At 59.4% G+C, this 23,380-nt stretch carries 19 protein-coding genes and 1 tRNA gene; 9 read left to right on the top strand and 11 right to left on the bottom strand.

Annotated features, from left to right (window positions below):
* Positions 1 to 30 precede the first annotated feature (30 nt).
* Both OXE05_03235 and OXE05_03230 read left to right on the top strand, forming a co-directional pair.
* Positions 31 to 390: a hypothetical protein gene (locus OXE05_03235; protein ID MCY4436329.1), complete on the top strand. Its 360-nt coding sequence runs from the start codon at positions 31 to 33 to the stop codon at positions 388 to 390.
* A 140-nt stretch (positions 391 to 530) separates the two neighbouring features.
* On the top strand, positions 531 to 1,943 hold the full coding sequence (locus OXE05_03230) for an extracellular solute-binding protein (GenBank protein MCY4436328.1): 1,413 nt from the start codon (positions 531 to 533) through the stop codon (positions 1,941 to 1,943).
* A gap of 423 nt (positions 1,944 to 2,366) precedes the next feature.
* Here OXE05_03230 and OXE05_03225 read toward each other — a convergent pair whose 3' ends face one another.
* Positions 2,367 to 2,792, bottom strand: coding sequence for an HTH domain-containing protein (locus OXE05_03225; GenBank protein MCY4436327.1), 426 nt, complete (start codon positions 2,790 to 2,792; stop codon positions 2,367 to 2,369).
* A 112-nt stretch (positions 2,793 to 2,904) separates the two neighbouring features.
* Positions 2,905 to 2,977: transfer RNA gene (locus OXE05_03220), tRNA-Ser, on the bottom strand.
* A gap of 232 nt (positions 2,978 to 3,209) precedes the next feature.
* Between OXE05_03220 and OXE05_03215 the strand changes: the two genes are divergently transcribed.
* Positions 3,210 to 4,148 (top strand): IS1595 family transposase, encoded by a 939-nt coding sequence (locus tag OXE05_03215; protein ID MCY4436326.1) that lies wholly within the window; start codon positions 3,210 to 3,212, stop codon positions 4,146 to 4,148.
* Positions 4,149 to 4,206: 58 nt separating this feature from the next.
* Here OXE05_03215 and OXE05_03210 read toward each other — a convergent pair whose 3' ends face one another.
* On the bottom strand, positions 4,207 to 4,722 hold the full coding sequence (locus OXE05_03210) for a hypothetical protein (protein ID MCY4436325.1): 516 nt from the start codon (positions 4,720 to 4,722) through the stop codon (positions 4,207 to 4,209).
* Positions 4,723 to 5,051: 329 nt separating this feature from the next.
* Between OXE05_03210 and OXE05_03205 the strand changes: the two genes are divergently transcribed.
* From OXE05_03205 to OXE05_03180, 6 genes are all read left to right on the top strand, one after another.
* Positions 5,052 to 6,641 carry a DNA methyltransferase gene (locus OXE05_03205; GenBank protein MCY4436324.1) on the top strand — a complete coding sequence of 530 codons (1,590 nt, stop codon included), beginning with the start codon at positions 5,052 to 5,054 and terminating at the stop codon, positions 6,639 to 6,641.
* Between the two features lie 596 nt (positions 6,642 to 7,237).
* Entirely contained in the window at positions 7,238 to 7,639 is a 402-nt protein-coding gene (locus tag OXE05_03200; protein ID MCY4436323.1) for an SDR family NAD(P)-dependent oxidoreductase, read from the top strand.
* Between the two features lie 10 nt (positions 7,640 to 7,649).
* A complete protein-coding gene (locus OXE05_03195; protein ID MCY4436322.1) occupies positions 7,650 to 9,365 on the top strand; it encodes a hypothetical protein in 1,716 nt (571 codons plus the stop codon).
* 220 nt (positions 9,366 to 9,585) lie between these two features.
* Complete coding sequence (locus OXE05_03190) at positions 9,586 to 10,443, top strand: VWA domain-containing protein (GenBank protein MCY4436321.1); 858 nt, start codon at positions 9,586 to 9,588, stop codon at positions 10,441 to 10,443.
* Between the two features lie 151 nt (positions 10,444 to 10,594).
* A complete protein-coding gene (locus tag OXE05_03185; GenBank protein ID MCY4436320.1) occupies positions 10,595 to 11,368 on the top strand; it encodes a hypothetical protein in 774 nt (257 codons plus the stop codon).
* 22 nt (positions 11,369 to 11,390) lie between these two features.
* Positions 11,391 to 12,716, top strand: a complete 1,326-nt coding sequence (locus OXE05_03180) for a hypothetical protein (GenBank protein MCY4436319.1) — start codon at positions 11,391 to 11,393, stop codon at positions 12,714 to 12,716.
* 175 nt (positions 12,717 to 12,891) lie between these two features.
* Here OXE05_03180 and OXE05_03175 read toward each other — a convergent pair whose 3' ends face one another.
* From OXE05_03175 to OXE05_03140, 8 genes are all read right to left on the bottom strand, one after another.
* Positions 12,892 to 13,656: a hypothetical protein gene (locus OXE05_03175; GenBank protein ID MCY4436318.1), complete on the bottom strand. Its 765-nt coding sequence runs from the start codon at positions 13,654 to 13,656 to the stop codon at positions 12,892 to 12,894.
* Positions 13,657 to 14,162: 506 nt separating this feature from the next.
* Positions 14,163 to 15,131 carry a sugar phosphate isomerase/epimerase gene (locus OXE05_03170; protein ID MCY4436317.1) on the bottom strand — a complete coding sequence of 323 codons (969 nt, stop codon included), beginning with the start codon at positions 15,129 to 15,131 and terminating at the stop codon, positions 14,163 to 14,165.
* A gap of 99 nt (positions 15,132 to 15,230) precedes the next feature.
* The gene (locus tag OXE05_03165) at positions 15,231 to 15,593 is read right to left on the bottom strand and encodes a PIN domain-containing protein (GenBank protein MCY4436316.1); all 363 of its coding nucleotides are present in this window, start codon (positions 15,591 to 15,593) and stop codon (positions 15,231 to 15,233) included.
* Complete coding sequence (locus OXE05_03160) at positions 15,580 to 15,804, bottom strand: type II toxin-antitoxin system prevent-host-death family antitoxin (protein ID MCY4436315.1); 225 nt, start codon at positions 15,802 to 15,804, stop codon at positions 15,580 to 15,582. Before OXE05_03160 ends, OXE05_03165 begins: the two co-directional genes overlap by 14 nt.
* 186 nt (positions 15,805 to 15,990) lie before the next feature.
* Positions 15,991 to 17,187, bottom strand: coding sequence for a Gfo/Idh/MocA family oxidoreductase (locus OXE05_03155; protein ID MCY4436314.1), 1,197 nt, complete (start codon positions 17,185 to 17,187; stop codon positions 15,991 to 15,993).
* 347 nt (positions 17,188 to 17,534) lie between these two features.
* A complete protein-coding gene (locus OXE05_03150; GenBank protein MCY4436313.1) occupies positions 17,535 to 19,325 on the bottom strand; it encodes a peptide ABC transporter substrate-binding protein in 1,791 nt (596 codons plus the stop codon).
* Between the two features lie 71 nt (positions 19,326 to 19,396).
* Complete coding sequence (locus OXE05_03145; GenBank protein ID MCY4436312.1) at positions 19,397 to 20,341, bottom strand: sugar phosphate isomerase/epimerase; 945 nt, start codon at positions 20,339 to 20,341, stop codon at positions 19,397 to 19,399.
* An 88-nt stretch (positions 20,342 to 20,429) separates the two neighbouring features.
* Positions 20,430 to 23,057 carry a hypothetical protein gene (locus tag OXE05_03140; GenBank protein ID MCY4436311.1) on the bottom strand — a complete coding sequence of 876 codons (2,628 nt, stop codon included), beginning with the start codon at positions 23,055 to 23,057 and terminating at the stop codon, positions 20,430 to 20,432.
* Between the last annotated feature and the right edge of the window lie 323 nt (positions 23,058 to 23,380).

Genomic DNA, 23,380 nt, shown 5'->3' with positions numbered 1-23,380 from the left:
TGGTTGGCACGTCGGCTCGGTGACGGCAGGATGAGTTTGCTAGCTTTGGCGGCCATGGGTGTCGTGTCCGGACTGCTCGCCACCGTGGGGCTGCAATGGCCGGCCCTCGTCATTGCCGCCTTATTCGGCGTGTTCACCGCCGGCATGCTGCCCTTGCACAGTGTTGTGCAAGCGGAGACCCCCGACTTCTTGCGCGGACGGGTACTAGCCAACCTTACAATGATCAAGATGCTAGTTATGGCCGGTTCCGCGCCATTGCTGCAGGCCCTCATCGAACTCACGAGCGCCACCCCGGTTTTCCTTGCGACCGGACTTGCCGTCCTGGTCTCTGGAGTTGTTCTCCTCTTCTTCAGAGAGCCAAGGGAAGTCCGGCTTGTCGCGCCCAAGTGAGCGTTTTCGGTTGACAGGACCTGGAATACGACATTACATGGCTGTCCGCCAAGACCGGATTTGACACCCTTTTGTGCAATGGTGCACAATCTTAATTTGGTGACGTGTTCTAGTACTAGTGCAGAAAGAAGGAGATGTTAATGAACACTAGCACCTTGATTAGTGGCATCACCCGCCGCAAGATGCTTGGTGGCTTTGCCGTCGGGGCCGGTGCTGTGCTCGCCGCTGCGTGCGGTGGCGCGACGACGACCATGATGGAAGACGAAGCGCCCAAGGAAGAGATGGAAGAGAAGCAGGCCGAGGCGGCGCCAGCGCCTCCCGAAGAGGTCAATATCCTCTACCTCACCTATACGCGTCCGGCCCGCAACGAGGCCGAGCAGGCGCTGTATGGCGGGTTCCAGGAAGCCAACCCCGGCATCAACCTGGACATCAAGATCGTGGATGGCGGCGGCACCGGCGTGCGCCAGAACATCCCGATTCTCTTCGCCGCCGGCACGCCCGTGGATCTCTTTGAGAATACCTGGGGCACCTGGCTGCAGTTCGTGGATGGTGATCTGATCGCTCCGCTGTCCCCGCTGATGGCGCGCGATGGCATCGATCCCTATGAGGCGTTCATCGCCGAAGGCGTGGACTTCGTCTCAAACCAGGGCGTGACGTGGGGTTTCCCCGCCAGCATGTCCGTGGACACGTGGGCCTACAACAAGAACATCTTTGATGAGGCAGGCGTGCCGTATCCGCCGTCCGATCCGGACGACCCGAGCTGGACGATGGAAGCGTACATCGACGCTATGGAGAAGCTCACCAAGGGTACCGAGCAGTTCGGTATGCGCCGCGGTTACACCGGTTTCAACACCTTTGGCATCGGTGACGGCACCTTCTTCGGCGGCCTGGCCTGGGACGCCGAGAACAACAAGGCGACCATGAACAATGATCACTACGTCCAGGGCATCAACTTCTGGATCGACATTGTGGACAAGTTCCGTGTGATGCCGACTGCCGATGAGCATACCGCGATCGTTGGCGGCAGGAGCGGTCACCCGTTCTTCACCACCGGCGCTTTTGGTATCTCCGTGATGTTCGTGGTACCGCCGGAAGCCAAAGAAGCTGCATTCGACTGGGGCATTGGCGCGTTGGCGTACACGGGCGAGCCGCCGAACCATTCCGGCCGCCACTACACGCACGCGGCCTTCGCGGGCAACACCGATCACATCGACCAGACGTGGGAAGTGATGAAGTGGTTCTTGGCTGGCGAGAACGGCCTCACCTATCTCGAGGTGACCGGCCACGTGGTAACGCCTATGCTGCACCTCTTCGACAAGGCCAAGACACACTGGGAAGCCAAGTACGACGGCAAGGTGGACGGCACCACGTACTTCCTGGAGGCAACGCACACGCCGCAGTCCGGTCACGGTATGTTGAAGTACTCCAACTTCTACGATATCCGCGACGTGCTGCAGCCGGTCTATAACAGCGTGCGCGCACGCGAGGCTTCGATCGAGGAATTCCTGCCTTTCGCAGAGAAGACCATCAACGAGGACCTCAAAGTCGAGTAGGACAGGGACCGGCATCCAAACGCTCGTTGCTACGAGCACGTGGATCAGTTCGACAGAGAAGGAGGGTCACCCACTGGGTGACCCTCCTTTCGTCTATCCTAAACGCGGCATTAGCAGAATTGGAATTTGACTGTCGGGAGAGAAATTTACAACGTTCGCCCAAACGCGTACGGTGGCTCCTCGGTAAGTCATTCTTGTAAGCGTTGACTAATTCGTTGACAGAATCCTCTCCCCAAATGGCAGTGTAGACCGTACATGTCATTCCGAGCGGAGCGTCGAACAGGGTTCGCGGAATCTAGGGCCAATGCCACATGTCGCGCAGAAGGCTCAGCATCTTAGATTGGGAATTATATACCAAAGTAAACGGCTTGCCAATAGAGAAGCCCCCACAACGCTGTGGGGGCTTCTTGTGCTTGACATGGTCTAGGACACTAGACCAATAGCTGCAAGGTCTACCTCCTCATGGCCATTACTCTCAGGGTTTGCGGTAGGCTTAGACTCCTCCAGTGCCCACATACCCTTGCCTACATTCACAAAGCGGGTATCCCGGCTAAGGTAGGTTCCCAAGTTGTTTGCGGGCTTGGACCCACCAACGTGCAAACCATAAGACTCAACTCGCTTCAGAATCTCGCTACGATGCAAAGGGCTTTCTTGCTCCAAGATCGTGTGCACGACATCTGAAACCTCGTCGGCAAACGAGGATGCCTTTTTGACAGCATCCTCGCGCTCTTCATTGATGCGTATCATGCCGCGCACGATTCGTAAGTCTTCTTCGTTCTTGCAAATCTGCGCTTCTAGGTTTTTCTCGATAGAGCGCAATGCTCTGTCAAGCGATCGCTTGGTCAACATTCTTCGTCCTCCCTGTGAAAAGTTTGTCATGGGTAATCCTGCAAGCGCCGCAATCGTATTTGTTATTCTATTGACTTGTGCGGCACAGGATTACAATACTTAAATTGTGCGGAGGCCGTGGCGGGTGTCGAACCCGCGTTTCCCGAGTAGCAGTCGGGCGCCTTGACCATCTTGGCTACACGGCCCTTTGTCTATTGCGATCCCGTCTCCGAGCGCGGAACTCTCTACCAGGAGCTTTCTAGCCGCGCAAGGGGACGGTTTCGCCACGTTAAGGATACCAAAACCAGCGCAATGTCGCATACTTTAATTGACATTTTGCTGGCGAAAGTAAACGAAAATCGCCAGAAATCCCCTGACCTCTGTTTACTCTGCTGCTATAATTAGAGAGTAGGAATTGAGCAGCGAATGAGGATAACGATGGCGAAGAAAGCACCTGGCAAACACTACCGCAAGGGTATCTCCCTACTCGATCTGTACGAGATGTTCCCCAGTGATGAAACCGCCGAACAGTGGTTTGTCAGCGAGCGATGGCCGGACGGACTGCGCTGCGCCTACTGCGAAGGCGAGCGCGTGGCAGCTAAGGGCAATCATCCTACCATGCCTTACCATTGCTCCGATTGCCGCAAGTTCTTCTCAGTCAAGACCGTCACGGTGATGCAGTCCAGCAAAATTGGCTATCGCAAGTGGGCGCTCGCCATGTACCTCATGACTACCAGCGTCAAGGGCACGTCCAGCATGAAGCTACACCGCGATATCAACGTGACGCAAAAGACCGCTTGGCACATGGCCCACAGAATCCGCAGGGCGTGGGACAGCGAGATTGAGCCGTTCACCGGAACCACAGAGATTGACGAAACGTACGTAGGCGGCAAGGAACGCAACAAGCACGCATCCAAGAAGCTGAACGCGGGGCGCGGTCCGGTAGGCAAAACGCCGGTGATTGGTGCCAAAGAGCGGGAATCCAACAAAATCGCGGCAAGCTCAATTCATGGCACGGACAACGAAACGCTAGAGGGTTTCGTCAATGAGAAGGTGAAAGCTGGCTCAAAAGTCATTACCGACGATCACGGCGGCTATCGGGGACTGGGCAATGTAGAGCACGAGACTGTCCGGCATTCCGCAAAAGAGTACGTGCGTGAGCAAATTCACACCAATGGGATTGAGTCGTTCTGGTCAATGCTCAAGCGCGGTTACGTGGGAACATACCACCACATGAGCGTGAAGCACCTAGACCGCTACGTGACCGAGTTTGCAGGCCGCCACAATGACCGACCGTCGAACACGATAGACCAAATGCGCCACATGGTGCAGAATATGCAGGGCAAGAGACTTCGCTACCAGGACTTGATTGCGTAGAATACAAGAACCCCCGCGTCGTTGCGGGGGTTCTTTGCTGTTTTAGCTCTAGCCAATGCTACCCAAGCATTAGGAGTAGCTTGTCTCTGAGGACAACTGCTAGCACTTGCCTGACAGAGATCGTGTCAGTGCCACGCTGGTAAGCAAGCTTTGCAGTATCCCTTTCCCACCGCTGCGGCAATTTGTTAAGCACATACTGTTGACAGAACTCATAGACCTCGAATTCCTCTTTTCCGCGTACTTGGCCCAGCACTTTAGGTGCTGTCTCTTGCGCAAAGGTATCAGCTTTGACTTCTCGCGCAATCTCCTTGCCAACATCTGTCAAAACGACAGGGCTTGCACCTTGCACAGCAGCGGGAGAATCGCTACGCCGCGAAAGAATAAAGGCATCAATCCTTGTCGTTAGGTTTGTAATCTGTTGAGCCAATTCCCCAATTCTACTTTCCACACTGGAAATCTTAGTGTCGATAGCCCCTGTCCACTTTACAAAACCGAATCCCTTTGTGACAATCAGCACTAATATTCCGCCTGCTACTGCGGCGACTATTCTGCCAATGTCGATCCATTCAGGCATGTCCCCTCGCTCCTACCCTGGCTGTCAGGTAGGTCTCCATGTTGGTTCGCATTACCTTTCTCCTTTTCGATACCCATTATCGACACCCATCTATAATCAGTATACACTACTGTTAGTAGTTGACCGTGTCAACCATCCGGGCCGCTACAAGTGAAGTGTCAAGACATAAGAAAGGCTTTAACGTGGGCAAGTCCAAAGCGACTAGCAAAGCCAAGGTGGGAAGACCTGTCACTAAGACAATGCCACAGCGCATAGACGCGCCGGTCAAAGACGTGGCCCGTGCTGTGCTCAAGACTAAGCCGCCGAAGAAGAAGTAGGCGAGCACAGTCATGACACCACAAACACTCTATTACGGTGATTGCCTTGACTGGATGCGCAAGTGGCCGAGTGAATGCGTTGACCTAATCTATCTTGATCCCCCGTTCAATTCCAACACAGACTATAACATCCTCTTTGGCACAGAGAATAACGTTCCTGCCCAAATGCGGGCGTTCACCGATACTTGGCATTGGGACGACAAAGCCGCCGAGCGCACGAATGCAGTCCTCAATGCCGTAGCGCATCCTGCGCACCAAGTCATTCACGGCCTGCATGTCATGCTTGGTGAGTCGGGGATGCTTGCCTACCTCACCTATATGGCGGAGCGACTTACAGAAATGCAGCGTCTCTTGAAACCTACCGGCAGTATCTATCTTCATTGCGATCCTTACGCTTCACACTACCTCAAAGCGGTTATGGACTCGGTGTTTGGAAATGGGAACTTTCGTCGCGAGGTCATTTGGCAGCGATCACTTTCTCACGGAGGAGCTAGCAACTACAATTCGGTTCACGATACGATCCTTTACTATTCTAAGACCGGAAAGGTGCAGTGGAATCCTCAATACCAACCCCATGATCCGAGCTACATTGAGAGTCACTACAGACTCGTAGATGAAGATGGAAGACGTTATCAGCTTGTCGCTGCACACGGGTCTGGGTCAGGCCCGGCTCGAAGATTTGGCAATAGGCTACTTGATCCCCCTCCTGGGCGTCATTGGGCATGGGATCAAAACAAGATTGACGATCTCATGACCAAAGGTCGGATAGTCTTCACAAGAAACAACATGCCTCGCTATAAGCGTTACCTTGAAGACACACCTGGAAAACCGACCACCGATGTATGGTTCGACATTCCACCAGTGAACTCACAAGCCAAAGAGCGTCTAGGCTACCCGACACAGAAGCCCCGCGACTTGCTGGCTCGCATCATCAAAGCTAGCTCCAACCCTGGTGATCTTATCCTAGACCCCTTTGCAGGATGCGGAACCACCATTGACGCAGCCGAGCAATTAGGTAGACGTTGGGTAGGTGTAGACATATCCTCTTTTGCCATAGACCTCGTGCAAGAGTATCGCTTGAAGCCGCTAGGCGTGACAGCTCACATTGAGGGTATTCCCGCAGACCTTGCCTCAGCTAGACGGCTTGCGGAACTCAATCGCTTCGACTTCGAATCCTGGGCAATTTACTTGGTGCCTGGATTGGTGCCGAACAAAAGAAAGACAGGAGACGGCGGCATAGACGGACGTGGCATGATGCTTGTAGAGCCGGACAATACGAAGTCAAGGCTAGTGTTGGCACAAGTCAAAAGCGGACACTTCTCGCTATCGCAATTGCGCGACTTCATAGGCGTGGTAGGTATGGAAGATGCCGCCCTTGGCCTGTTTATCACGCTAGAAGCTGTTTCTACTCCAAGTGCACAAAGCGACGTTGCTAGGATGGGCAATGTGGTGATAGGAGCGGAGCGCTACCCGCGTGTTGGACTATGGTCGATTCAGGAATACTTTGATCGACGTAGACCGCATGTACCACCTATGTTAGACCCGTTCACCGGCAAGCCTATGACACAGCCGGGATTGCCGCAAATGGAGTACACGCTCTAGTACGTCTGTTTACTTTGGTATATAATTCCCCTTAGATTCCTCACGCCGCTGCGCTTTGTTCGGAATGACATGCGTACTATGCTTGTATAGTCCTGCGTAGAGTTGCTTTTTCTCAAATCTGTCAACGAATTACCTGACATCTACAGGAATGATGGAATTGGAGAACCTTAATCTTCGGCAGTGCATTCGGACCGGGTATGCTGTCAACGAACTTGCCAACACGTACCATTTCGAGCGGGCGCAACGAACATAGGTGTCGATCGGGCGCAATCAGGTTCCGCCACTCTGCGTTGACGAGTTTTCCATTGGTAGCACCGCGCCAAGCGGTCACGACACTCGAAATGTGGTTGCCTGCCAAGGTGGGGACCTCCTGCGCGCGTTGCGTGCCAAAGCAACCCGGCAGAGGTCTACGTCGAGTGAGTTAGGTGCGGGAGTCGACCCAAGTCGAGGCCGGACTGCGTCCGCGAGACTTACTCATGCAACCTCCGCGTATCATTTCTCTTAGTCATCTGAGGTTTGATGCGGGCTTAATTCGCTGGTAGACTGCAACGAACCGCATTACGCGGTTGTGGTGCGTGGGTAGTGCGAGGCAACGCATGGACTCATCACTCTTTCAGCTCGAAGGCAAGGCGGCGCTTGTCGTGGGCGGCGGCCAGGGCATGGGCGAAAGCACGGCAATGTTCCTCGCCCGCGCCGGCTGCGGGGTTGCCGTCGCCGACGTGTTGAAGGAGCGTGCCGACCGCGTCGCCAACGCTGTCGCCGATCTCGGCCAAACCTCGGCCTCGATCGTGGGCAACGTGCTCGACGATAGTCAGGTCAAGGAGGTCGTTACGCGCGCCGAGCGTGAACTTGGCGGCCTTGATGTGCTGGTAACCATCGTCGGTCAAGCGTCATTCAATTCCCTCCTCGACATGACGCCGGAGCAGTGGGACTTAGATCATAGCAGGAACCTGCGTTATTTCTTCATGACGGCGTGCGACATTCGTGTAGTTCCATAAGTAGGATGCCGTGAAAACGATTGACGGCGTGACCCATGAACCGGACGAGTCCTGTTCCCTAGGGCTGACGCTTGGTGTGGGGTTTCAGGGCGTCCTGCTCTCCTTGCCGCCAACCGTGCTGACCATGTTGCTATTCGCTCGTGCGTCGGGACTGGGTGACGGCTACGTGACGTGGTCAGTTTTGGCGGCGGTTGCCGTCAGCGGCATCGCCACCGCACTCCAGGCGGCGCGATTCGGTTCTATCGGCGGCGGCAACATCTTGATGGCCGGCGCGGCCCCCAGCTATCTTGCTATCGCGCTTCTGGCGTTAGATCAAGCGGGCCCGGCTACGCTCGCCACGCTATTGGTCGTTTCATCACTGTTCCAATTCGGCTTGGCGGCATCGCTGCCGCGTCTGCGCCGCATCATTACGCCGGTGGTCTCCGGCACGGTAATCATGCTGATTGCGGCAAGCGTCTTACCGCTTACGGTAAATAGGCTCGAGCAAGTCCCAGAAGGCGCGCCCGCGTTGGCTGCACCGGCCGTGGCCGCCATCACGTTGCTCGCAGTCGCGGTGTTGGGGCTGCGCGCGACGGGTGCGCTGCGTCTTTGGACTCCGCTTATCGGCGTGGTGGTAGGGTGCGTTGCATCAGCCTTGTTTGGCATCTACGATCCCACGAGCTTCCTTGAGGCGCCGTGGATTGGCGTGCCCGAGCTATGGCTGCCGGGCTTTGATATCTCGCCGGGCGTGGAATTTTGGGCCCTGCTCCCCATGTTTTTGATTGTGTCCATATCTGGCGCAATCAAGGCGGTGGGCTCCAGCGTTGTGTTGCAGCAGGTCTCATGGCGGGAGCCGCGGGTGACCGACTATCGCCGCGTGCAGGGAACGGTCAACGCCAACGCAATCGGCTCGGTGCTCTCGGGGTTCCTGGGCGTATTGCCCACTGGCACCTACGCCGCCACCAGTGTATCGCTCACCAACTTCACCGGTGTGGCCGCACGGACGGTCGGCTACACCATTGGGATCATGCTGATCGTGCTTGCGCTCCTGCCCAAGCCCATGGCACTCCTCCTCACGGTGCCTAACGCGGTCACCAGCGCGTACATGCTCATGCTCATGGGCTTGCTCTTCGTGGAAGGTTTACGCACGGTGATGCAGGACAGTCTCGACCAGCGCAAGGTGCTCATCGTGGCGCTCTCGCTTGCGGTAGGCATCGGTTTGCAGAGCGAGAACGTGATTACGCAGGTCGTTGACGGCGCCTGGGGGTTGGTGCTGGGCAACGGTTTGATCGTGGGCGCCATCACCGCGCTCTTGCTGACGACCTTCATCGAACTCGTGGCCCCGCGCCGCCGGCGGCTTGAAATCGCGTTGGACATCAGCGCACTGCCGCGCCTCGATGAATTCCTGACGCAGATAGCCGCCAAACTGGGCTGGAATGACGCGTCGGCGAACCGGTTGCGTTTGGTGGGCGAGGAGGCGCTGTCGAGCTTGCTGGGAGACGAACATGAGGAAGGCGCGAGACGCCTGATCGTGCTGGCGCGTCCGGGCACGGGCAGGGTCGAGCTTGAATTCATGGCGGTGCTGGAAGAGGAGAACATCGAAGATGCGCTCGCCTACATGAGCGAACAGTCCGGCGCGCCCGAGGCCGGTGAGATTTCACTGCGCTTGCTCCGGCACTTCGCCTCCGGCGTGCGCCACCGCAAGTATCAGGGCATCGATATCGTTACGGTTGAGGTCCTCCGCTAGCGAATTGCCAGAGGAGGTTTGCCTCCGAGAATCGTAATGACCGCTACAGTTCGCCGTGTCTCGTGAATAAGGCATTCCGTCAACGCATTGCGCACCACGCGCGCCACCACACCGGCAACGCCTGCTCGGTTGTTATGCGTATTGTCTATAGGTCGTATCTATGGTATATACATACTTGTCCAAATCGAATGTTGTCTTGTATCGCAAGGAGTGGTCCACGATGCCATACACGGCGGACATCAGCCGCAATAGCCCTGGCTGCTTCCTCTTCCTGCTCGACCAGTCGGCTTCGATGAGAGAGGCCCTAGGCGGGCAGCCCGGCCTGCAAAAGATGGACGGAGCGGCCGACGCCATCAATCGGATTCTCGACGCCATCTCCCAGCGCTGCTCCCAAGGCATGGAGGTTCGCGACTACTTCCACATCGGGGTTATCACCTACACCACCGACAATGAGGGAAACCCAACACTGGGAAGCGTCTTTCCCGAAACCTCCCTGCAGCATCCTTTCCTGACGGTCAGCCGGATGGTTGACACTGCCGAAGTGGAGGAAAGGCAGGTCAAGGAGTCCGACGGCGCTGGCGGCATAGTGGAAGTCACCCGCAAATTCCCGGTGTGGCTCCGGCCGACGGCCAGCTATGGCACGCCCATGTGCGCGGCGCTATCCGCCGCATCCGGGGCCGTTCAAAGGTGGACGGGCGAACATGCGGATTCCTATCCCCCGATGGTGATCAACATCTCCGACGGCGCCGCCGGCGACGGGGATCCGGTACCCATAGCCCAAGAACTCATGGCCCTGGCAACCAACGACGGCGCCACGCTGCTCTACAACGCGCACCTTTCCGAGGTGTCCGCGCCGCCGGTGCAGTACCCGGCCCAAGAGAGTGACCTGCCTCCCGATAAGTATGCGGCATCGATGTTCCGCATGTCTTCAGTCTTTCCAGACCCGGTCCGAGACCTCGCCGCGAGCATGGAACTGCCGGTCGTGGAGGGTTCGCGCGGGTACGTCTACAACGCCGACATGGTGGCTCTGGTGCAGTTCTTGGATATTGGGACGCGCGCCGCTTCGGACCTGCATTGAGTGACCGGAGGCGACCTTTGCATAACTCGGATCGCCAGGCGGGAAGCCTCCCTCTCCTTGGGGAGAGGGCCGGGGTGAGGGGAAAGCGGTGCCGAGCCGGCTCCACACCGACGGTTTGGCCGGGTTACCCAATGGTCTCCAGAGGGTGAAAATGACTCTTCGACCCCCACGAAGCTATTGTCTGCCCAAGGCGGGCAACCGCCCGGACGAGTACGAGGACGCTTCCAGGGTCGTCTACCCCCAGCGCATCGGCGCGTCCGGCCGCCGTACGGTCAGGGTAGCCGTAGCCGACGGCGCCAGCGAGTCCGCCTTTGCCCGGGAGTGGGCGAATATCCTGACCGATGCCTTCGTCGACCGGCCTCTCGACCTCTGCGGCCTGACGGAGGAATCCCTCTATGCTTGGCTGGCCGTAGCGCAAGCGGAATGGCACGCCGGCGTGCCCTGGGACCGCGTACCCTGGCACGGAGAGGCCAAGGCGCGGGCCGGGGCCTTCGCTACCCTGTTAGGGCTGACCGTGGGCACGGCGCCGGACGACCCCCGGCGCCTCCGCTGGCAGGCGGTGGCCGTGGGGGATAGCTGCCTCTTCATCGTCCGCGGCGGTCGCCTGCAGCTCTCCTTTCCCCTGGAAGACGCCGCCCAGTTCGATAATGCTCCCGACCTGGTGTGCAGCAACCCGGCCAATGCCGGAGAGTTGTGGGAATGTGTGCGGCGTGGCAGCGGTCAATGCGCGGCGGGAGACCTCTTCATTCTGGCGTCGGACGCCCTCGCCTGTTGGTTCCTGTCCAGGAACGCCGCCGGCGAGAAGCCCTGGGAGACCCTGCTGACGTTGAACGCGTCGGGGTGGGCCGCCTGGGTCGAGGAGCAGCGGCGCGGAGGAGCGATGCGCAACGACGACACCACGGCGGTCGTCATCGCGGTCGCTTAGACCTGAGAGGTGAAGCGCAGCCATGTCCTGGCCGGGAATAACCGACTTTAGCGAGGCGGTGCAAAATCCCCGCCTGTGCTTCAAGGGCACCGAACTTGAAGCCGGGACGGTGGCCGTCAACCAACGGGGCATGCCCTTGGTGTATTCCGGCTCTTTCGCCTGCGTCTACTCAGTCTCCGTGAACGGCGGCGCGTTCGCGGTGCGCTGCTTCACCCGCGAGGTAAAGGACCAGCAGACTCGGTACAACCAGCTAAGCGACTACCTGATCAACGTCCTGCCGCCAGCCTTCGTGCACTTCGAGTACCTGGAAGACGGCATCAACCTCAAAGGCCACTGGTATCCCATCGTCAAGATGGAGTGGGTGCAAGGCGAGGTGTTGAGCGCGTTCGTCGACTCTAAGCTGAAAGAGCCGGACACCCTGCGGCGCGTGGCCGCCCAGTGGCGCGGCGGCACCACCGCCAGCCTGCGCGGGCTGCGCATCGCCCACAACGACTTGCAGCATGGCAACGTCATGGTGCAGGCAGACGGCAATATCCGCCTGGTGGACTACGACGGCATGTTCCTGCCCCAATTTCGCGGGGAGCGCAGCCCGGAATTGGGGCACAAGAACTACCAGCATCCACAGCGGTCCGCGGCGGACTACGACGACTACGTGGACAACTTTCCCACCCTGGTGGTCTATCTCAGCCTGCTGGCCGTCGCCGCCGATTCCAAACTTTGGTCTTTCTACAACGACGACAACCTGATCTTTACCGGCAACGATTACGCGGATCCGGGCAGTTCCGCAGTATTCGACCGCCTGAAGAAGTCCCGCGATCCCGCCGTGGTCAAACTGACGGAACGCCTGGAGGAGTACTGCGCTCTGCCGGACGTAAAGGCAGTGCCGGATCTGGAAACCATCCTGCAAGATATTCCGCCCAGCACAGCGCCGTCATCACCGGCAACGGCGTCTGCGACGAAGTCGGTGCCTGCGACGAAGTTGACGCCATCGTCCGCGCCGCGTCCGTCAGCGGCCTCATCGCGGCCGGCGGCTCCGACCGCGACCGGGCCGGGCTACCGGCAGGCGCTCCAAGCGCAGCCGCCCGCGCGGACACGACCGCGGCCTCCCGCCCGGCAAGCATCCCGTCCTGCGCTGGCGGCGCAGCCGGCTGCCCTACTCAGTCCCGCGCGCGCCTCCCGCATGGTTGCCTCCAAGAGCGCCGCCATCCAACGCGCCATAGCGCCTGCGCCGGCTTCTCTTGCTAGAGACGCCCTGAAAGTGATGCTGGGCGTCGCGGCCACGGTCCTCATAGTTATCGTGGTGCTCGTGGTGCTGTCCGTGTGGGCAGTTGCGCAGCTCGGCTGGTAACTGCCCGGTCTTCAGGGGACAAACCCTACTGAGTGCGGGAGATACGGCGCTTTCCGTGAGTAGTTCAACATTATTGCGATGCCGGGTAGGTATATCAACATTCGCGTCCGTCGTAACCATGAAGATAGCAAGACGGACTCCGCACTGCTCTTTCCGCCGCTCTGGGGACACTTCATCAAGGGTTGGCTGTGTACGCGATCAGGAGACGCCAAACTCCTACAATCAGCGTAACAGTCCCTATCACCGCGGCTATGATGAAAGGCGCACCCCACCCCATCTCCGCGCCAATGATCCCAATCACGATCAACCCCAAGCCGAGCCAGTTGACCCAGGAACCAAGCAGCGCCCGGAAGGGCTTCCCCAAGACCAGGAGGGCAAGCCCGCTCCATAGTATGACATTGCCAACAACTATGATCGTCTCCAGCGTCGCCATCGTCCCCCACTGTCCATAGTTGTAGCGGAAGAACTCATAGAGAAGAAACTCCGGCGTCGCGCCGAAGATGGAGATGAGAAGCCCAAGCGCCGCCGTGCCCAATCCCAGCTTGGCGACCCACCCCAGCTTGCTGATCCATCCCGGCTTGCTGGCCAATCCCAGCAATCCGAGCAGCAGACGGATACTGACGATGCAGGCCCCGCACACAAAGACGAGGGCGCCGAGCAACAGCAGCATTTGCTCGCCCGCCTCCGGTTCGTTCGGGGGTAAGAACTCTCGCTCTGCTGGCGCGCCTAAGAGCGTCAAGAGCTGCATGAGCGCCGCGAATAAGATTCCTCCGAAAATTCCTCCGGAGAACATAATGATGACGCCAGTCACCATCACGGCAAACCCTATCTTGTAAACCAACCCCATCTTGTAGACCTGCCGTATCCTGTAGGTCAGTTCCAGCCTGAAGGTCACCACGCCCTGCCTTCTCCAGGGAGCGTTCGTCTTCCACGTATTCATCGCCGCTCTCCGTTGGCTCCTGCTGTGCTTACGCTAAGACCGGGCCTACCGCGCGACCGATTTCATAGCGACCATCGCCCGCCACGGCCTCTGCCGCGTCCTTCCCTCCGTGACGGCACAGGACGGGTTAGGGCCCCCACCCCACGACCGGCGTGGCCGGCTACGCGGGAACGCGCATACCTCCGACCACTGTATTGGAGATGGTGTACCTGTTGACATGATGCAGGAAAATTCAAATGTCAACAAAGTCTGAGCTTTGAGACTCGGTTGGCCTGCTCTGGCCGGTGTACGCTCGTTCCTCGTAAACGAGCCGCAGCGCGGGACGTGCCCCCCATGTTGTCGCACGAGGCAGCGCGAATGCTTCGACACGCTCAGCACGAATGGTTTTCCATCGTTTACGTTCGCCCCGCGCAAGCAGGCTTCCGCTCCTGACAAGAGCGCCGGTAGACCGGCCTAATGCCTTTTTAGTTTGAGTTCACACTGTCCGCTACCACGAGATCCCAAACCTATGCCCAGTAGGCCGTGCCGGGTTGCTCGAAGATGAGGATATCTTTGAGGAACTTGACGCCCTTTTCCAGGCCCTCATTGGACGACATCAGGCTGTCTTCGTGCTCGATGGAGAGCACGCCGTCGTAGCCGACGAGGCGCAGCTCGCTCACGATGTCTTTCCAGTAGCCGTAGTCGTGGCCGTAGCCGACGCTGCGGAAGAGCCAGGAGCGGTTGATCTCGTCGGTGTAGGGCTTGGTGTCCAGCACTCCGTGCTTGGCCGCGTTCAAAGGGTGCACCTTGGTGTCCTTGGCGTGGAAGTGGTAGAGCGCGCCGGCCTCACCGAGCTCGCGAATGACGGCGATGATGTCGCAGCCCTGCCAGAAGAGGTGGCTGGGGTCGAGATTGGCGCCGATTTCGGGTCCGCAGGCATCCCGGAGCTGGAGGCAGGTCTCAGAATTGTAGACCACAAAGCCCGGGTGCATCTCCAGGGCGATGCGGGCGTTATGCTCCCGCAAGAAGTCCGCCTCTTCCTTCCAGTAGGGAATGACCTTCTGTTCCCACTGCCACTCGAGAATTTCCAGGTAGTCCGTCGGCCAGGGACAGGTGACCCAGTTGGGATACTTGGAGCCATCGGAATCGCCGGGGCAGCCGGAAAAACCCACCACGGTCTGCACACCCAGCTTCTGCGCCAATTGAATGGTCTTGCGCTGGGTCTCGATGTGCGCGCGGGCAATCTTGGGATTGGGGTGCAGGGGATTGCCGTGGGCGGCCAGAGCGCAAATCTCCATATCGCGGCTCTGCACCGCCTTGAGGTATGCGTCGCACGCCTTGTCGTCGTTGAGCAGCGCGTCCGGGTCGCAGTGGGCGTTGCCGGGGTAATTGCCGCAGCCGATCTCCACTTCCTGTATGCCCAGGTCGCGGAGGTAGTCCAACGCCTCTTCAAAGGGCAGATCGCCCAAGAGTACCGTCAATACGCCGAGTTTCATCGTTCGTGCCTCCTGTTTTCGAAATCGCTCAAATCGGTTCCTGAATCCTGTGACAACTGATCGTCTTTACTCGGTTTCAGCACTCATTGTTGTGTGTGATCACGATGCCAAAGGGACTACTTTAGAGTTCCGCATGGTAGTGTCACGCGTAAGCAATGGAATACTGTGCACAACGCTGGTGGCAGCGATGATCTCGTCTGCGGGATCGCTTCTAAAGTCGAGACGGGTTGAAGCACGCGCAACATCGAGATCAATTGGCCACACATGCGGACGGTTTAGAAGGCGTGCTACTCGTCGGTCTTCAAAATCAAACTGGATTCTGCCGAGTTGAACGAGCTTGGCCAGTTCCCACAATACGATGGATGAAATTGACCAACGGCTGCGCGCCAACAGGCTTTGCTCCCTCACGTTTAGCTCGCCGTGAAGTGCATATAACAGTATGTGCGTATCAAGATTGATCATTTGCTTCCCAGCGGAGACCGGTCGTGAATATGTCCCCCTTGATCTCTATTTTGCCTCGCAGGCTGCCAATCAGGTCACCATCATTTGTTTCGTAAGGTATTACGCGTGCTACCGGCTTGCCTCGCTTGGTGACTATTAGGCCATCGGCGTCTAGGTTATCCAATAGTGCCAAGCACTGTTCCTTGAATTTCGCGGCTCCGATCTCTTTCATGGTCGCCTCCTTTAATATAGTCATATTATATGACTAGCCGCAAAATGTGTCCATACCAACTTAAGTTGGCCAATTCCAATTGGACGGCCGCCTATTGCAGGCCAAAGCGGGGCACAAGGCCCCGCGCTACCAGGATGAGAAAATCGGTAGTAAGACGGTCGGTGAAGTGAGTACCTCGCGCCTGCCTTAGTATTGTATCGGCACCAAGCCGCCGCCATTGGCCGCAGACTCCAGCACCGCATCGCAGATCACGGCGGCGCGGTAGCCGTCCTCGAAGTCGGCGGCGTAAGGGGCGACGGCCGTGTCGTTCACGATGGCGTCCAGCAGGTGGGTGAGTTCGTGGACGAAGGTGTGCTCCCAGCCGATGATGTGGCCGTGGGGCCACCAGTACTTCCAGAATGGATGGTCGGCCTCGGTGACCAGCACCCGGCGGAAGCCCTGGGTTTGTGCGCCCGGTTCGCTGTCGCTGAGATGGACTTCGAGCTCGTTCAGGCGCTCCAGATCGAAGACGATACTGCCTTTCGAGCCGTTAATCTCGATGCGCTGGTGGTTCTTGCGACCATTGGCGTAGCGGCTGGCTTCCAGGGTGCCGATGGCGCCGTTCGCGAATTGCACCAGCGAGACGAAAGCATCGTCCACGTCCACGGTATCGCGTCCGCCGTCGTCGGTGGGGCGTTCTTTGATGAACGTCTGCGTGAGCCCTGAAATTGCCGTCGGCTCTCCGACGAGGAAGCGCGCCAGATCGATGATGTGCGCGCCCAGATCGCCCAACGCGCCGCTGCCGGCGAGGTCTTTCTTCAAGCGCCAGACCATGGGAAACTGCGGGTCCATGATCCACTCCTGCAAATAGACCGCTCGGAAGTGGTAAATCTGCCCCAACTCGCCGCGGTCGATCATCTCGCGCGCCAGCCGTAAGGCCGGCACAAAGCGGTAATTGAACGCGCAGGCGTGCTTGACCCCGGCCTTCTGCACCGCCTCCAGCATCGGTTTGGCCTCCGCGGCCGTGCGTGCGAGGGGCTTTTCGCAAATGATGTGCTTGCCGGCCTCGGCGGCGGCGATGCAGGGCTCGGCGTGGGTGTCGTTGGGGCCGCCGTTGTCAAAGAGCTGGATGGCGTCGTCTTGAATGAGGTCGCGCCAGTCAGTGCAATAGCGCTGGTAACCGTAACGGGCGGCGGCTTCCTGCACCGCGGCCTCATTGCGTCCACAAAGCGCAACAAGCGCGGGTACGGCCGGCAGAGGATCCACCATGTAGGGAATCTTGCGCAGGGCGTTGCTGTGGGCCTTGCCCATGAAGGCGTAGCCTAACATCCCTACGCCAATCTCCGGCACGTCCTCTCGCCCGGACGACTGCCCCATGGTGACGAAACCAACGTCTTCAGACATAGCGTTCCTCCGTGGTTGTTGGTTGATAGTTGAGACAATGGTGACTCTAAGGACGGTAGTTCGTCAATGGTAAAGAAAAGTGGCGGCGAATTGTCCGTCATACCGGTGAGAGGCCGTTCGTGGCTTTCGTCATACCGGTGAGAAACCGTTAGCGGCAACCGTCATTCCCGTGAAAACGGGAATCCATCTTCTCTGCCTCAGTCGCCAGGTGAGGCAGCCAGGAACGGGGGACAAGCCCCCGCGTTACGAAAGATGAAGTGGAACTCACTCCGCCGATCCCGTGCAAGCGAGATTCTGCGAGGTTGCACCCTTCATGTCTCAGTACGTGTCCATTCGACTGAGACCGCTTAGCGCCGCCACTCGGCGATGTTCCACGTCTCGCCGTCCCAGGCGTTGGCTCTGACCCCCCGCAACGTATGCAGGGTTGCCGAAACTGAGCCCCGGTTCACGAGGGGAATCGCGTAGTAGTTCTGAATGAAGATATCGTTGAGTTGCCTCACCAGCGCCTCGCGCTCCGGTCCGATGGGGGTTTGGGCGAGTAGGGCATGGGTCTCATCGTACTCCGCATTGCACATGCGGGCGTTATTGCCGCTGGACCAACCATTGTCACGCGTCTGGACATTACTGCAAAGCCCTCTTGAGAGGTATTGCTGAGGATCTATTCCAGAGCTCTCAGTGTACATCTGTACGTCCGCAAGAAACCGGAGGTACGACTCCTCCTCATGAACGGCCGGGTCACCGCCAAAGAAGAGGCCGGCGTCGTGTTGAATGAGCACGGTCTCGATACCGATCTCCCGCCACCACCCTTGGATCAGGGCTTGGGTCGCCTGCCTGATAGAGTTTTCGGTGGTCTGATACGTAATCCGCAGGGGAACGCCATTGTATTCGCGAATGCCGTCGCCATCACTGTCGACCACACCATTCTCGTCCAGCAAATTCTTGGCGCCCGCAATGTCTTGCACCAGACAGTCTTCATGCGCAGTCGAAGCGTAATTGGCAGGCGCTACGACCAGGTTGCAGGCGGGCGTTGCGGTGAAACCATAGAGTTGCTCAGCGATGAGGGTGCGGTTTATCGCCAGGGACATCGCTTGGGCGATGGGCGTAAACGTCAGAAACGGATGGGGGTTCTGCCCATCGAGATACTCAGAGCGGTCGTCGCCCAGCGCGGGGTCCGGATTTGTCTGGTTCAGGACGATGCGCTCGATCCGGCTGGCGAAAACCGTGGTCACCGTGCCGAGTCCGTTCGCTTCCATCTCTTGTAGAACGTCTGGCTCCACCTGCATGTTCCACGCGTGATCGACGTCACCCGTCACGAGGACGGACCGCGCCGCCTCCAGCGCGTCGCCGCCGCCCTGCAGGACCACCCGGTCGAAGTAGGCCGGTTCCTCATGGTAGTAGGGGTTGCGCTCGTACATCGCGTCTTCGTTGGGTGTAAACGACACGATGCGGTACGCGCCGGTACCCAAAGGCACGGCGTTCTGCGCTTCACAGGTTCTGGCGGCCGCGCCGACGCAGTCGGCAAACTGTACCCGGCTGATTATGGGCGTGTCGGCGCTGACGAAAGCCGTGTAGGGATAGGGCGTCGGTTTGTCGAAAGTAATCTTCACCGTGTGTTCATCGAGGGCTTCGACAGCGACGATGCCGGCAAACGTGTCTCGCTTGGTGCAGCCGGTCGCTTCATCGGCACAGTAGCGCCACGTGAACACCGCGTCATCGGCTGTCATGGCGCTGCCGTCCGACCAGCGCACACCTGCTTTCAGCTTCCACGTGATCGTCAGCAGGTCTTGGGAGACGCCGCCGTTCGCGAGAGTCGGGATTTCCACTGCTAACCTTGGCACGAGGTTGCCGTCCGGATCATAGTTGGCCAGCGGTTCCAAGGTAATTGCGCCCGCGTCCCTATCCTTGAAGCCGGCGGTGAGATACGGGAACGGCAAGGAAGGCGCTTGCCAGTAGCGAATGGTAAGGACGCGCTCTTCCTCCGGGGTTGCCGGAGGCGGGGAGGTGACCGTGCCCGGCGCCATGCTTGCGTCGCTGCAAGCAACGAGCAGGAGCGCAGTGAGTGTTGCGAAGGCTGGCAGGATAAAGCGAATCACGGCAAAGAACTCTCCTTTGAGGTTAGCCAATTTGGTTGTCAGCATGTTTTGGGCAGGCTCAACCCTGTGCACATGCACTAGAGTGTGCCGGGAGACTGCGCGTAATGCAGCGGCGTCTAGCGCGCCACTGGTGCAGCAACCCCGGCGTTTGCCTTCGCCACAAACGGCGCCATGTAGTCCTGGAATTGCCGCGCGTAGGCATCCAGGCTGTCCAAATTTCCACCGTCGCGCAGGGATGAGCACATCTCGTAGGCCACCGTGCCGGTGTAGCCTTCCGCGATGAGGGTGTCGAAGAATGTCTCGTAGTCGATGAGCCCTTCGCCCATGGCCACCCCAAGCATGCGCGCGGGTTCGGCGACATAGTTCACCAATGCCGGCTCGTAGCGGTAGCGGGGCAGCGCGACGTAATCGGCCACGGTGGTGTATGCCATGAAGGGTGTCATGCGGCGCACTGCCGCTGCCAGCGCCTCGCCGTGCAAGCCCTGCACCGCCGGTGACCACGCGTCGAAGGCTGCCCGGCAGTTGGGGTGGTCTACTTCGCTGAGAAGTTGATACATGCTCTCGTAATCGACAGCAAAGTCATGATGATTCTGGACGGTGAGCACCACGCCAAAGTCGGCGGCCAGCCTTGCCGCCTCACGCAGGCCGGTGACCACGCTCGTCCAGCCCGCATCGTATGAGAGACCATCACGCTCGTAGCCGGTGAAGACGCGGATGGCGGGACAGTCAAGATCGCGGGCGAGGCCCGCTAATTCGGCGATATAGACGATCTGGTGCTCCCAGAAGGGCACGTCAGGCCGCTCGGGGCCGACGGTAAAGTCGTTGTACCCAGCCAAGGAATGCACGCTGAGGTCGTGCTCCGCCAGCAGCGCGCGCAGGGCCTGCCGCTTCTCGGTCTGATGGGACGGATAGTCAAGCAGCGAGAGATGCGGCCGCTTGGCGACGAGCATGACGCCTGTGAACCCAAGCGCCGCCGCGCGGGGAATGAACTCTTCGAGCGTCAATCGCTCTTGTCCCGGCCATACGCCGGCGTAGCTGACCGAATGTAATGCGAGTTGCATGTAAATTCCTCCATGTTACCGAGCGATCGCTCACTACCGAACGAGACTAACTCCAAGCGTAGCATCGTTGCCATTGACGCGTTAGATTCTAGGAAGGACGAATCTCCTCCGTTGGTTCACCATTAGTCAGGGGAGTATTCTCTTCCTGGCCGTTTTCCGTTACTGTCGGTGCAAGGTTTGTAGCCTGTCGGGTTGCCACGGCGGTCTTGCCTTGGGATTCTGTCGCAGTCATGGGGCGGTCCGCGCTGCCTTGTGGCGCACCGTCTGCGCCGGCTTCCGCGCTGTGTCGTGGTGGGGGGTCTCCGTTGGCCGGGGTGTTGGCTTCGGGGGACTTGCCTGGCGCAGATTGTGCAGAGCCGCCTGCTGCAGTTGTGGCCGGAGGAGTCGGTGTAGCTGGCGCGTTCTGGGGCTGTGCCGCGGGAGGGGCTATCCGAGGGCTTTGCGACTCAGTTGGCTGCGCTGTTTTCGAGGTCTCGTCTTCAGATTCGATAGGTGCATCTTCGGGGGTGCTGCCGGTAGCCGAAGGAACCTCTTCAGTAGTGCCGCCGCCTTCCAAAGCTATCTGGGCGACACGCAGCAATTGCGCCCGCAGGACGTCGTTTTCAGATCGCAGTGCGCGCAGGGATTCCTCCTCGAGTTTCGCCTGCATCTCCTTAGCCAGAATCGCCGCTTGTTGAGCCAGAGCGGTTTCCATCTGCTTTTGCTGCGTCTGGTCGCGTACTACGCAAATGAATTGCTCGTCCGTCAGCGCCGCCACGCCGCCCGCGAGCACTTGACCGCCAACCGGATGGCACGTGAAGCGGTGCGGCTGACCGTCACTTTGCGCACGCTCGACAGCCGCCATCAATTGGGACGCCAAGTCAACCGGCAGTACCTCCCGTACTCTGGCATCTACTAAGCGTTCTCCGTCACGCGGTCCGAAACTTTCGGCGGGCTTACACTCCAATATGGTGCCGTCCGTCCGCAGGCGGAGCACCAGGTCGGGCAGGAGCGTTTGCAGAATGCGAACTGAGGTCTCCGCATGGGTCAGCGCGGATGCCTGCTCGGCATTCAGCCGCTCCAGGTGCGCGCGCAAGGCCTGATTCTCTTCTTCACTCACCTGCAACTGCGCCGTTGTGTCCTTCAGTTCCGTAATGTCGCGGAGCAGGCAGAGCACCGCGTCATCGGTATGGGGCGCGACGCGCACCGCCAAGACCTGACCGCTCTGCCGCAAGAAGGACAGCTCCTGCACCGCGTTGCTTGCCAGCGACGCTGCTGCCGCTTGTACCAGCGGTGTCACGTCATCGCCTTGAAAAACGTCTCCCAGGTGCTTACCGGCGAACATGTCCGCGTACGTCGCCGGCGCTGCGGCGGCCGGCGGCTGCAGGTCTTGGATAGTGCCCGCCCGGGACATGTAAATGAGCCAGTCTCCCGTTACGAGCCGCAGGGCATTTGCCGCGCGGCGCTGCTCATCCAGCTCCTGGGTCGCGCGCGCATGTGCGGTGTGGTCCTGGATGATGCACAGTACCTGATCGGCGGTGTGCGGGGTCACGGATCCACCCAGAACCACGCTGCCGTCGGCGGCGACGTGCTGCAGCCGTTCCGTCTTGCCCGCTTGGAGGACACGGGCAACGGCGGCCATAATCGATTCGGCTTGGTCGGTCGGCAGGACCGCACGGACATTCTTGCCCAGGAATTCGCTCGGCATGGCAGAGGGGCCGAAGTCGGCGGCCGGTTTCCAATCGGTTATGGTGCCGTCGCTGTGCAGGCCGACCAGCAGTCCCTCGGTGGCGTTGCGCAGCGCGCGATGGCTGGCTTGGAGGTCGCGCAGGGCGAGTTCCGGGCTGCGTGTGGACTTTTCTGCCGCGGCGCTGGTAGGCTCGGCGGCATCTGCGGCAAGCGGCCTAGGTGTTCTTTCCGCTGCTACTGTGGCTGCTGGTCGCGCGGCAACTCTCGGGACAACCCCGGCGATGACACAGAGATAGCTCGCCAGCGTCAGTACCTGTGATAGGAGAAGTACCGCCCCGGACGGCCACACTTGGAGTAGCGGAAAGCGCGCCAGGGCAACGAGAGTCACAATGAGGGCGAGCAGCAGCCAGCGGTCGAACGGGTCCGCGCGCCACCGGGCCCTCCGCACAAGCCCTGCAATGCCGGAGACTGTCAATGCCGTCACAAGCAGGAGTTCCGGCTGGGCTGCAAGCGGCGAGATTGGTTGTCCCAGTATCTCCACCAGGTCGCTGGATTGTGGCACCGGGAAGACCAGCGAGCCGACAGCTACGATGAAGGCGAGCGTGGCGGCAGCGAAAAATATGCCTGCGGGTTGCGCGGTGGAAGGACGGCTCTGCCTGCTCGCAAGCAGACTCAAGACAAGAAAGAGACTAACGAAGAGCGTGGGGATGAGTTGACCCCGCAACACGGAGGCTGCACCAATCAGGGAATCGGCGGGACCAAATACTCCGGTGTACGCCGCAAAATGGTAGAGGTGCAGCGCGGCAGCAACCCACAGTCCGGCGCTGATAAGCAGCAGTGCATCGCGCTGTTCCGTGCGAAACCGCTGCAAGGCCAGTTCCCCGCCGATTAGCGCAGCCGCTGTGGCGAGGATTCCGCCAAAAGCATAAAGAGCTTCACCGGCAGTTGCAAAGGTGTTGAAGCGCGCGGCATACACTGCCGCCAAGATGACAAAGGCTGCGGCATACGCGGCGGTGCGCCTCGGATTATTCTGCAAGACTGCCAGCATAAGTGAAGTTCGCTTTGCTCGTTTCCAACTACCTCGCCGAGGCGGCTGCGTTGTCAAGAGACGGGGGACGAGCCCCCGCGCTACGCCGGATAGCGCGCCGTGGCGACCACGTCACCAAGAGGCGGGGGACAAGCCCCCGCGCTACGCCGGACACCGTGCCAAGGCGGTCGCGTGGCCAAGAGGCGGGGGACGAGCCCCCGCGCTACGCCGGATAGCGCGCCGTGGCGTCCACGTGGCCAAGAGGCGGGGGACGAGCCCCCGCGTTACGCCGGACACCGTGCCAAGGCGGTCGCGTGGCCAAGAGGCGGGGGACGAGCCCCCGC

The sequence above is a fragment of the Chloroflexota bacterium genome (assembly GCA_026710945.1).
In the GTDB taxonomy this organism is placed as follows: domain Bacteria; phylum Chloroflexota; class UBA11872; order VXOZ01; family VXOZ01; genus VXOZ01.
This window is presented reverse-complemented; position numbering and strand designations above follow the sequence as displayed.